This window comes from Peribacillus sp. QJM3NY_7 (genome assembly GCF_056173225.1).
Window position 1 is genome coordinate 4,495,139 of sequence record NZ_CM149663.1, and the last position, 12,205, is coordinate 4,507,343.

At 46.6% G+C, this 12,205-nt stretch carries 10 protein-coding genes; 4 read left to right on the forward strand and 6 right to left on the reverse strand.

What is annotated here, in order from left to right:
- Positions 1–12: 12 nt before the first annotated feature.
- The 6 genes from AC0VX1_RS21585 to AC0VX1_RS21610 all read right to left on the reverse strand — a co-directional run bounded on the left by AC0VX1_RS21585 (position 13) and on the right by AC0VX1_RS21610 (position 8,098).
- Complete coding sequence (locus tag AC0VX1_RS21585; RefSeq protein ID WP_475468899.1) at positions 13–1,260, reverse strand: amidohydrolase family protein; 1,248 nt, start codon at positions 1,258–1,260, stop codon at positions 13–15.
- Positions 1,261–1,495: 235 nt separating this feature from the next.
- Positions 1,496–1,759 carry a hypothetical protein gene (locus AC0VX1_RS21590; RefSeq protein ID WP_475468901.1) on the reverse strand — a complete coding sequence of 88 codons (264 nt, stop codon included), beginning with the start codon at positions 1,757–1,759 and terminating at the stop codon, positions 1,496–1,498.
- A 37-nt stretch (positions 1,760–1,796) separates the two neighbouring features.
- Positions 1,797–3,362, reverse strand: coding sequence for a glutathione ABC transporter substrate-binding protein (locus tag AC0VX1_RS21595; RefSeq protein ID WP_413009104.1), 1,566 nt, complete (start codon positions 3,360–3,362; stop codon positions 1,797–1,799).
- Between the two features lie 100 nt (positions 3,363–3,462).
- On the reverse strand, positions 3,463–4,965 hold the full coding sequence (locus tag AC0VX1_RS21600) for a chlorohydrolase family protein (RefSeq protein WP_475468903.1): 1,503 nt from the start codon (positions 4,963–4,965) through the stop codon (positions 3,463–3,465).
- A gap of 1 nt (position 4,966) precedes the next feature.
- The gene (locus tag AC0VX1_RS21605; RefSeq protein ID WP_475468905.1) at positions 4,967–6,475 is read right to left on the reverse strand and encodes an amidohydrolase family protein; all 1,509 of its coding nucleotides are present in this window, start codon (positions 6,473–6,475) and stop codon (positions 4,967–4,969) included.
- A 66-nt stretch (positions 6,476–6,541) separates the two neighbouring features.
- Positions 6,542–8,098 (reverse strand): glutathione ABC transporter substrate-binding protein, encoded by a 1,557-nt coding sequence (locus AC0VX1_RS21610; RefSeq protein ID WP_475468908.1) that lies wholly within the window; start codon positions 8,096–8,098, stop codon positions 6,542–6,544.
- Between the two features lie 210 nt (positions 8,099–8,308).
- Here AC0VX1_RS21610 and nikC point away from each other — a divergent pair, with 210 nt between their 5' ends.
- Genes nikC through AC0VX1_RS21630 form a run of 4 tightly spaced genes read left to right on the forward strand, consistent with a single transcriptional unit; the run spans position 8,309 to position 12,168 of the window.
- Complete coding sequence (gene nikC / locus AC0VX1_RS21615; protein WP_063575165.1) at positions 8,309–9,211, forward strand: nickel transporter permease; 903 nt, start codon at positions 8,309–8,311, stop codon at positions 9,209–9,211.
- 12 nt (positions 9,212–9,223) lie between these two features.
- On the forward strand, positions 9,224–10,144 hold the full coding sequence (gene nikB, locus AC0VX1_RS21620; RefSeq protein ID WP_034304259.1) for a nickel ABC transporter permease: 921 nt from the start codon (positions 9,224–9,226) through the stop codon (positions 10,142–10,144).
- Positions 10,145–10,156: 12 nt separating this feature from the next.
- A complete protein-coding gene (locus tag AC0VX1_RS21625) occupies positions 10,157–11,179 on the forward strand; it encodes an ABC transporter ATP-binding protein (protein ID WP_475468911.1) in 1,023 nt (340 codons plus the stop codon).
- A complete protein-coding gene (locus tag AC0VX1_RS21630; protein WP_475468913.1) occupies positions 11,179–12,168 on the forward strand; it encodes an ABC transporter ATP-binding protein in 990 nt (329 codons plus the stop codon). The genes AC0VX1_RS21625 and AC0VX1_RS21630 overlap by 1 nt, the downstream gene beginning before the upstream one ends.
- Positions 12,169–12,205: the final 37 nt, after the last annotated feature.

The window sequence follows — 12,205 nt, forward strand, 5'->3', positions numbered from 1 at the left end:
TTTATTAAAAGATTAAACACCTGTCGTCTCAAAAGATGAAATGGATCCGCTAACAACATTGCCCCTGAAGATGACAGCAGCACGCTTCGCCCTTCTAGCCACCGCTTCCGCTGAACAGCTGGCTTCAAGCAAAACGATATTCGCCTCATCCCCGACATTAGGCCATGCCTTGACCCCGTCTTGGTTTAATGGGGTCTTCCCTCCTGTTATGAATTGCAGGCTTTTCGCTAAGGAACGTTCATCAATCATGCGAAACCTCTCTGCAAGGCGACCGGCCTTTTCCAGATTGTCCCCGATCCCAAATGGTGTCCAATGATCAGTGATGCTGTCATTACCCAATTCCACTTTCACCCCTTTTTCATGAAGCAGGGGGATGGGGATCGTTCTGAAGATGGGCACTGTGGATGTAATCGATATTCCTGTTTCCGAAAACCTTTCGGCTATGCCCGTAGCCTCCGGGACTGAAAGATCTGCCAACCCGCTGGCGTGGCTAACCGTGACCCTTCCTTGCCAGCCTGCGTCTTCCGTCAGTGAAGCAAGTCGCTGCATGGTGAAGAGACCAAGGTGATCCGGATCATGTAAATGGACATCGATATCGGAATTGGATTCAACCGCGATATCCATGATCGTTTCTAAGGACCGCTCTATGTTTTCATCAATGGTGGCGGGGTCCACGCCTCCTACCAGATTCGCCCCATTCTTCATGGCCTCCCTTATTAACCGAACGGAATCGCTGCGTAAAAGTCCATGCTGTGGGAATGCGACGATTTCATATGTCAATTTATCCTTATAGCCTTCCAGTGCCTGAATGGTCGCTTCCAAGTTCTTCAGTCCGATGACGGGGTCGATGTTGCAATGTGTGCGTATATGGGTAGATCCGAAGTTCAATAATAAATCGAGCATTTTCTCTGCTCTTACTTTTGCGGTAGGCAATAATTCGGGCAGCAAGACCTGCTCTTCCTCTATCCGGGTTTTCACGCCATTAATGGCAGGCATGCAAGCCTTCCACGGACCGCCATAGTACGTTTTATCAATGTGGATATGCATTTCCTTAAACGAGGGAACCATCAGGAGACCGTGAACATCATGCTGCGGATCCTGATCCGTTATCGATTCCTTCGCCGATAAAATGGAAGAAATTTTCCCACTTTCAATCTTGATGTGGTAATTGCCGGTTTCCGTGCCGGTGATCGTTTCATTTTCATTATAAATAAAACCATTTTCCAAGCGGACATTCGTTAACCAATACGATTGAGACATTACACTCACCCTTTCATTCCAGATTGACTATGCATCACTTTCATTATAGTTTTAAAGATCAACAAATAATTTCAGTATTTTTACTCGTTTTTATGTTATTTTTACTTATTGTTCCAAAGAAAAAGGCTCACCCTAATGGATGAACCCTTTCAGACTGAAGACAACTCGATGAAAACTCAGTTTGCCTGCAGTATTTGAAACGTTCAATTGATTTCAGAGATCGACTGTCTTTCTTTTATAGACGTTGATTGAAACGTAGGGCACTCGCTTTCCGCGGGCGGTCCGCCCTCGGCGTCTTTGCGCCTGTGGGGTCTCCCTTGGACGCGCTTTTCCCGCAGGAGTCTCGTACACCCGTTCCAATCAACTTTGCTTTAAAATCCCTTTCCGCCGACTGTCTGCCAAGCCGCATCAAAGCAAGCGCCTGTGGGGTCTCGGCTAGCCAGTAATTCGGAAGGAGTGTCGCAAATCTCTTCCAATGAGGATTACAAGAAAGAATCATTCTTCGGACTCCGAACCCCTTTCCTCTACACACTGCATCACTTGATCGTTACTTCATTTATCTCCAGGTAACCTGAAGGGCTGATTGAAAATCCTTTTACTTCTTTGGCGACTGCAGCAACATTTTCTATGACCCTTACAGGGATGTACGGGGTGTCAGCCATTTCGATTTCCTGTGCCTCTGCGTATAGTTCTTTGCGTTTCCCTTCTTCTTTTTCCTTCCTGGCGGCATCTATTAAACGATCAACCTTTTGATTGCTGTAAAAGAATGTGTTACCTGCCGCTCCCTGTGATTCCGTATGAAAAAGGTTATATTGATTATAATCAGCATCTCCTGTCGCGTTTCTCCAACTGATGATGAACATTTCCGATTGTCCTTTATTCACTTGTTCCACGAACGAACCGTACTCCATGACCTGTACTTTCAAATTAATCCCGATCCCTTTCAGTTGGGATTGCAGGACCTCAGCCAAGTTGACTCTTTCTTTACTATCCATTGTCAGGATGGTCGCATCCAAGCCTTTTGAATATCCAGCTTCGGCCATCAGTTTCTTTGCTTCCTTTAAGTTGTAATCATAGGCTTCGAGATCTTCGTTGTACCCGAATACTTTAGAGCCCATCAAGGAGTTCGCCTTTACTCCCACATTATTGAAGACACCCTTGATAATCGAGTCCATCTCAATGGCATGGGCAATGGCTTTACGGACCCTTTCATCATTGAACGGTTCATTATTGACATTAAATCCTAAATATTCGGTACCATACCCTTCACTGCGGTAAACATCCATTGCCGGTGATGATTCCACCTGGTCCATGACCGCTACAGGAAGCGGCTCGGCGATATGCGCTTCACCGGTTTCTATCATCGATATCCTCGTGGAGTCTTCCGGGACGACCTTGAAGATGACCTTGTCCACTTTTGGCTCGTCTCCCCAATAGCTGTCGTTTTTCGTCAATGTGATTTCCTGGCCTGGGGACCATGAATCAAAAGCGAAAGGACCGGTTCCATTCGGTTCCTGGATAATCTTTTTGCCGTACTTTTCAATCGTTTTCGGACTGATGATTCCCCCCTCGTGATTCGCCAATATGGAAAGGAGAGGGGAAAAAGGCTCCTTCAGGATGAATTGCACGGTAAATTCATCAACCGGTTTCACCTCTTTCACCATATCGAATACCACCGCTCTGGGAGAAGCGACCGCCGGATCCAATAGCCGATCAAACGTCTTCTTTACCGCATCTGCATTAAATGGTGTGCCATCATGAAACTTTACATCTTCCCTAAGCTTGAATTCCCAGGTCGTGTCATTTATTTGCTTCCATTTTTCTGCTAGCATTGGCTGTATCTCACTATTCTCATCCCGCTGTACAAGACCTTCATAGATTTTATGGTGAGTGACGCTAGCGGCGTTAATCGTGGACATGAACTGCTGATCCAAATTCTCAGCGTCGGATAGGCGGGCAATGACCAATGTACCCCCTTCGTTTGATGCTCTGTTCGGATCACTTTCTGTTGTGCTTACGTCATTGTTAGAAGAACAGCCCGTAATGATGATAGCCATGATCATGACTAGAAAAAGCTTTCCTGCCCCACGTTTTACCCCCATGGTCTTCTACCTCCCAATTTCATTTTTCGAACATTTATCTAATTATAGGAAATATTCTGACTATTTTTTTCGAATATCTTTACTATGTTTTTCATTTTCTTTACTTGTTTTCACAAATGGCTTCTGTAGCGCTTACCGATTCAACGACCTTGAATGATGGCTTAAACAATTCATTCTCGGGAAGCTCCTGATAGTCCCTTTCCATATAGCCTCTTCTCATCTTATTGAAATATTGCTGCCCCATATATTTGATTTCCGTTAAATCAAGGTCGGGGATTTTTTGATCCTTCATGACCACCTTTCCATTGATGATCGATAATTTAACGTCCCTCCCGGATCCGCTTGCGAACATGGTTCGAATCGGATCATCGATTACCCCCATATGGAAACCGTCCAGGTCAATCGCGATGATATCCGCCTTGGCCCCCGCAGCTATGCGTCCTAGATCGTTCCTGCCAAGAAAAGCGGCCGCATCCAGTGTGGCTGACCGAAAGAAATCGGCATAGACAGAGCCTTCCGTTTCTCCTGCCGCCGCCAGCCGTGAGAGCATGCTGCCTGTCCTGACGTTCTGGAACATATCAGGAGGGAATGTGTCCGTTCCAAGGGCTATATTGATCCCAGCCCGTTTATATTTGGCAAAAGATTCTAAAGCTTCCCCATGCCTCCCGATGATCAGCGGGCAATGGATCACCGTTGTATTCGTTTCCGCAAGCAGCGCCAAGTCATCACCCTCGCCATATTTCGCTTTGCTGTATCCTGAAATAAAATGGGCGTGCGGGATCCCTGTTCTTGGACCGAGAAAGGCAAGGTCATACAAATATCTGATCGGTGTAACATGATGGGCTTCCCAGATGGTGCTGAATTCAAAACTTCCTTGTGCAGCATGAAGCTTTATGGGTACATTCAATATTTCGCTGTAATATTTAATCTGTTTTAATTGATCGGCCGTTTGAGACTCAATCCGTTCTGGAGCAAGCATCCCCCTGACCATGCCTTCATGGGCTCCATCGAACTTTTCCACAAACTCGACCGCTTTCCGTAACCCCGCTTCACCGGCTTTTTCATCCCAATGCAGTTTGATTTTCCCGTCAGGCTGGACGGCTCTCATTCCTGATTGGAAACTTGGGCCAAGGTAAATCCTTAACCCCAAGCCAGCGGCATGTTCTGCGGCAGCTGCCAATTCATCATAGGTTTCAGCCCAGCTTTTATAAAAGACGGAAGTAATGGGCATCGCCGTCGTCACGCCATGCAGTATGAGCTGTGAATAAGCATATAGTGATTTAAAAGCTTCTTCTTCCTTGGTCATTAATTCGGGATGTCCGCTTTTGATATAATTCTCCGACCAAAGAAGGTTTTTCTGTCTGTCGGCACCGGCTTCAAAATGTAAAATATCATGGTCAATGTCCCCTAATGCATTTAAATCTATGAACCCGGGACTGATAATCGCATTACCGGCATCCATTACCTCGTCCACTTCTTCTGGATAATTTTTTCCGACATACAAAATCGTGTCTTTTTCATAAACGATCTCCGCGTTTTCCAAAATGACATGATCGCACCCATCATACCCGATTACATATCTTCCTTTAAGTTTGGTTTTCATCTTATTCCCCTTTCACCATCGCGGCAGCGTCTTCGCGTTCGTCATATCGCTTTTCATCTACATAGGCCCTGGCATGGCCCCAGAAATATTTAGTCGGCTGCATATACTTTTCGAGCCCTGCACGCTTTATCGTTGAAAAGGCCTCCTCATTCGCTTCATCAAGCACTGTACTTTCATGGACCGTCCGTACATTCCTGCCTTCCATGATCAATTTCCCATCCACGATGACATGCTCCACATCATTCGCCACAGCTTGAAATACAAGCCGGTGAACATGCATGAATTCAGGGGTCAGGTGAGGCTGATGAAGATTGACCGTAATGACATCCGCTTTTTTCCCGATCTCGAGGGAGCCTATTTCATCATCCCAGCCAATGCATTTCGCAGCATCTATCGTGATCATTTCCAACAGCTTGCCTGGCGGTAAATAATAGTAGTCCCTAAGGGCGGCCTGGTGAACGAACTGTGTTTTCCTCATTGCCTGAAACATATCGAAACTTGTCGAAGGGGACGTCCCATCCGTGGAGATTGCCACAGTTGCACCCATCTCCAATAATTCAGTTATCGGGGTACGGGCATGGACCTGGCCAAATCCAGGTGATGCACTGACGTTGGTACCTGTTTCTGCCAGTATTCTTGCCTCATCGAAGGAAATGCCCCGACAGTGCTGTAGATGGACATCCGGACCCAATAGGGCATTTTCCTTATCCTGTATCGCTAAATGGATCATCCCGCCAAAGGCATCTGAGTGAATGCGTGTGTTATATTTCCTGGCAATCTCCCTTATTTTCTTCGCTTGATACAGGTCATGGTCAGTCAGCCCATAAAGCCTGTCAGGAGATGTCGGATTGGAGGGATCCACTGATGTAACGATGACAAATGGTGTAATGAAGGCTCTCGTGCGGTCCTCATTTGCATGGTTCAGCGCCTCGATTACCGCTTCGGCCCCCTGTAATACTTCTTCATAGGTAACTTCCTTTACCACTCTCTTTCCGTCGATCCATCGGCTGAATGAATGGGGCCATGGAGGATTGCAAGGACCCGTGCATACCACTTCCCTGATTCCCGTTTCGGCGTATGCTTTTGCATGATTGATGGCGAAAATCGGTTCATCGGACCGCGGCATGGAACCTAACACGCTCACCCCAGTCGTCACGCCAGCCTTCAATCTCTCAAGGGCGGATAGCTTTCCTTCGTAATACCAAAACTCATCCGTTACAAAATGCTTGTACGTATTCGTCATGATCGGCATCCAAAAATCAATATTCTCCATGGCAATCGTTTTGAACATGGAATGTCCCCCATGCCCATGAACATCTATCAATCCGGGCAATATGCACTGATGGCTGCAATCGATGACTTTTACTGCCTCATACTTCCATTTAAGTTTTTCGGTCGCATCTACAGCTAAAATCCTTCCTTGATGTATGGCGACGGCGCCATCTTGCAGAATTCTCCTGTTTTGATCCATGGTAATGACGGTCCCATGGATTAGCAGTAAATCTATCATACTTTCCCCTCCTAATTGAGAAGACAGCATAACATCCTTATGCTGCCTTCCTTTTGTGATGAATTCCTACTTCACGGTTACGTCATCAAGCATTAAATAATTTGCCGGATTCAGCCAAAGTCCTTTAACTGTCCCGCCATATACGGCCAAGTGTTCATAGTTACGGATAGGAACATATGGAACTTCTTCTCTTTCAATTGCCTGTGCCTTCGAATATAGTTCCTTACGTTTATCGCCATCCGATTCTCTCCGTGCATTTTCAATCAATTTATCCACTTCCGGGTTGCTATAGAATGAACTATTTCCCGCAGCACCTTGGGATTTACTATTGAAAAGATTGAATTGATTATAATCTCCATCCCCGGTAGCATTGCCCCAGCCGCCTATCGATACCTGGTGCTCGCCCTTGGCTGTCGCATCAATGTAAGCCCCATACTCAAGGACTTGAATCTTGACCTTAATTCCAATTCCTTTTAACTGGGATTGAATCACCTCGGCCATATTGATCCTTTCCTTACGGTCACTCGTCGTCAGGGTAAACTCCAAACCATCCTTGACTCCCGCTTCAGTCAAGAGCTTCTTCGATTCATTAATATCATAGTCATAGCCTTTTATATCCGGATCATAACCAAACACCTTTGGGCTCATTGTTGAATTTGCCCTTGTGCCGACATCGTTATAAACCCCTTTGATGATGGAATCGACCTCGATGGCATGAGCGACCGCCTTACGGACCCTTACATCATCAAAGGGCTTTTTCTTAACATTGAAGCTTAAGTATTCAACGGCAAGTCCCTCTGTGCGATATAAATCCATCGTGCCCGACGCTTCGATCCTATCAATCTCCGTCACTGGCACTTGATCGGTCACATGCGCTTCACCCGTTTCAATCATCGCAATCCTCGTGGCATCTTCAGGGACCACCTTGAATACCACCCCATCAATCTTAGGCTTATCCCCCCAATAGTCCTTGTTTTTCGAAAGGGCGATTTCTTCACCAGGCTTCCACGATTTAAAAACGAATGGACCTGTCCCAACCGGGTTTTGCCCCAGTTTGTCACTATTTTCCTTAATCGCTTTAGGGCTGATGATGCTTCCTTCATTACTCACTAAAATCGATAACAGCGGAGCATAAGGATATTTCAGCTTGAATTGTACGGTCGTTTCATCAATCACTTTAATTTCCTTGATCATTTCCAACTTACCAGCCTGCGGAGAAGCTGTTGCCGGATCCAGTATCCTGTCGAAATTGGTTTTCACCGCTTCGGCATTGAAAGGAGCTCCATCATGGAATTTGACTCCCTCCTGCAATTTAAACTCCCAAGTGACATCATCCAGTTGTTTCCACTCTTTTGCGAGCAGCGGTTTAGGATCCATGTTCTTGTCAGGAACGACCAATGTTTGATAAACCTTTTCATAAATGACGTTTGCAGATGGAATGTCTGTTATGAAATGGGGGTCAAGTGTGGTCGCGTCAGATAAGCGCGCGACGATCAGCGTACCTCCTTCTTTCGCTTTTTCTACTGTTTCCTTACTGCCGGTTTCTTCTGTTGCACACCCTGATAAAACGGATGAGATGCCTAATAAAGAAGCAAAAAGCAACCCAATCATACCTTTTCTCATTCTATTTCCTCCCTTTTTAACCTGCCTTTGTTTCTCCAAGTAACTTACAGCTATGAGTACATCGGGCTTACTGTAAATTATAAAAAAAAACCGAATTTTATATTTTCAGAATCTTTACTCTTTTTTTAATTATCTTTACTGCTTTTCCGCATCATATTTACTTCAATCCTTTTTTTGAATAAATTGAATGAAAGAAAAGGAGGAAATCCAATGAAGCCAGAGGTCGTCATCAATAATACCGAATTGAATGTAAAAGAAAGAAAATCTCCGAAACTAAGACACTGGAAAGCCTTTTATAAAAAATTCAAGCGAAATAAATTGGCATTGGTAGGCGGGTACATCGTACTTTTTTATATTTTATTGGCTATCTTTGCCCCTTTGATCTCACCGCAGGATCCCTATGAAATTGATTTGGTCAACAAACTCCAGACTCCATCAGCCGAACATTGGATGGGTACGGATGATAAGGGAAGGGATATTTTAAGCAGATTGTTATATGGAACACGGCTTTCATTAACGGTTGGGTTTGTCTCTGTTTTCTTCGGGGCGTTCATTGGCATACTCCTCGGGTTAGCAGCTGGTTATTACGGAAAATGGATCGATACCGTCATTATGAGGATTGTCGATGTGCTGCTGGCTTTCCCGGGAATATTGCTTGCTCTTGCGATCATTAGTGCCCTTGGTCCGAGCTTGATCAATGTAATGGTAGCGGTCGGCGTCTTTTCGATACCGATGTTTGCCCGGATTGTACGCGGTTCCACACTTTCAGTCAGGAAGCTGGAATATATCGATGCCATTCGTGCATTGGGAGCGACTGACTTCACGATCATATGCAAGCACATTTTTCCGAATATTCTATCACCCGTCATCGTACAAGCTACTTTACGTCTGGCAACGGCCATTCTGTCGGCAGCCGGATTGTCGTTCCTGGGACTTGGAGCCCAGCCGCCCTCACCAGAATGGGGAGCGATGCTGAGCAGCGGACGGGATTATTTGTTCAGTGCCCCCCACATCGCTTTGTTTCCGGGGATAGCGATATCAACACTGGTACTTGGTTTCAACATCTTCGGGGACGGACTTAGAGATGCCCTTGATCCAAGAATGAAAAAATAAGGAGGAGAGAAAATGTTCGTATTCATTATCCGGCGGGTACTTCAAACGATACCGGTATTACTGGGAGTAAGTCTTGTTGTTTTCCTCATCATGCAAATGGTCCCGGGAGATCCGGCAACACTGCTTGCAGGTGAAGGAGCGACCAAGGAAACGATTGAATCACTGCGGCATGAGCTTGGCTTGGATCGTCCAATCCTCTATCAATATGTTGACTATGTCCTTCATGCCGTTCAAGGTGACTTTGGGGAATCACTCCGAAGCAGCCGCCCAGTTTTGGACGAAATCATGGTCCGCTTGCCCATCACCCTTGAACTGGCACTTGCCAGCATATTCATAACCGTTGTGCTTGGAATGATCGCAGGAATCATCTCGGCCACCAAGCAATACTCGGCAGCTGACATTTCCATCATGATCGTTGCTTTATTGGGAATCTCGTTACCTAGTTTTTGGCTGGGTCTCATGCTTATCTACTTCTTTTCCGTGAACCTTCATTTGTTTCCGGTTTCAGGTTGGGGAACCTTCAGCCACATGATTCTCCCAGCCATAACCCTCGGGGCCGGCGGAGCGGCCATCGTTGCCAGGATGACCAGGTCGAGCATGCTTGAAGTCGTTCGCCAGGACTACATCCGGACCGCGAGAGCCAAAGGATTGAAAGAATATATCATCATTTATAAACACGGCCTGAAAAATGCGCTCATCCCCGTCATTACCGTCGTTGGCCTCCAGTTCGGTGCACTCCTTGGCGGCACGGTATTGACAGAGTCCGTTTTTGCCATCAATGGACTTGGAAGATTGATAGTCGATGCAATCAGGACGAGGGATTTGCCGATGGTCCAAGGCGGGGTCCTCATCGCTTCCGTCATCTTCGTATTCATGAACTTGGCAGTGGATGTCCTCTATCGGTACTTTAACAAAAGAATAGACTTGAACTAAGGAGGTAGGATGATGAATCAGGTTGCTGATAAAATACTGGAGGTAAAAAATCTGCAGACCCACTTTTTCACTGATGAAGGAACGAGTAAAGCAGTCAATGGGATCAGTTTCTCCCTCAATAAAGGGGAAACGCTCGGAATCGTCGGGGAGTCGGGAAGCGGGAAAAGCATAACATCGCTCTCATTGTTAAGGCTCATTCCATCGCCACCCGGCAAGATTGCCGGCGGCAGCATCCTTTTTAAAGGGGAGGATCTGCTTACGAAGTCTGAAAAACAGATGCGGTCCATACGCGGGAATGAAATTTCGATGATTTTTCAGGAGCCGATGACGTCATTGAATCCCGTATATTCAGCGGGCGAGCAAATTGCGGAAGCGATCCGGCTCCATCAAAAGCTGGGAAAAAAGGAAGCATGGGATAAAGCCGTCGACATGCTTCGGCTCGTCGGGATCCCTTCACCTGAAAAGAGGGCAAAACAGGAGCCGCATGAGCTAAGCGGCGGAATGAGGCAAAGGGTCATGATTGCCATGGCACTTGCCTGCCACCCTGAGGTTTTAATAGCCGATGAACCTACAACAGCACTGGATGTGACGATCCAAGCCCAAATCCTCGAACTGATCAAGACGCTGCAAAAGGATTTCGGGACGGCTGTCATTTTGATTACACATGATTTGGGCGTCGTATACGAAACCTGTGATCGGGTCGCTGTCATGTACGCAGGGAAAATCGTTGAATACACCCTGGCCAAGGAAATATTCACGAACCCTAAACATCCTTACACCATTGGTTTATTGAACTCCCTTCCCCGTCTGGACATGGACCAGGAAGAACTGACCACAATTCCCGGGACCGTTCCAAGCCCTTACAACATGCCCAAGGGATGCAGCTTCGCTCCCCGCTGTGCACATGCGAAGAGCATTTGTGAACAAGCCGTGCCGGATCTCCAGGCCATCGGCCCAAGCACAGAGGTCAGCTGCTGGATGTTCACCCCCCAATGGGAGAAGGCATATGAAGCTCAAGAGAAGGTGGGGATTTAATGATGGGTGTACCAGCTGCAGAGAAAAAGGTTCTGCTTAAAGTGGATCAATTGAAGCAATATTTTCCGATCAAGGGTGGATTTTTCGGAAGGACCATCAATCATGTAAAAGCCGTTGATGACATTACCTTCGATATCAAACAGGGTGAAACCTTAAGCATCGTCGGCGAATCCGGCTGCGGGAAATCGACCACCGGAAGGGCCATCCTTCGATTGGATGAACCGACGAGCGGGAGCATACACTTTCAGGATAGGGATTTACTGAGTTTAGGCAAAAAAGAAATGCGGCGTACCAGGAAGGATCTGCAGGTTATTTTTCAAGACCCCTTTGCCTCCCTCAACCCAAGACAGACGATCGGCAAAATTCTCGGGGAAGCTTTGGCGATCCAAAATGTAGTCCCTAAAGAAAACCGGAAGAGCCGGATTGAAGAATTATTGGGACATGTCGGGCTGAGACCTGAATCCATGGAAAGATACCCGCATGAATTCAGCGGCGGCCAGAGACAGCGGATCGGGATTGCGCGGGCTCTGGCCGTGGACCCCAAATTGATCATATGTGACGAAGCTGTATCTGCACTGGATGTCTCCATTCAAGCGCAAGTGCTGAATTTATTAAAATCCTTGCAGCGCCAATTCGACCTTACCTTTCTTTTCATTTCGCATGATTTAGGTGTGGTCAGACATATCTCGGATCGGGTCATGGTCATGTATCTCGGAAAAATAGTCGAAATAGCCGATAAAAAGTCCATTTTCGAACAGCCGCAGCATCCATATACAAGGGCATTGCTATCGGCCATCCCAGTACCGAATCCTGTACATGAAAGAGAACGGATCCTATTGACGGGTGATGTCCCGTCACCCATCGACCCGCCAAACGGCTGCCGCTTCCATACACGGTGCCCGTTTGTACAGGATATCTGCAAAACACATCTGCCCGAACTGAAACGATCGGCACAAAACCATCAAGTGGCTTGTCACATTGTGTCTTAAGCTGTAGATTTCCGGAGGGGTCTTTAGTATGATACTA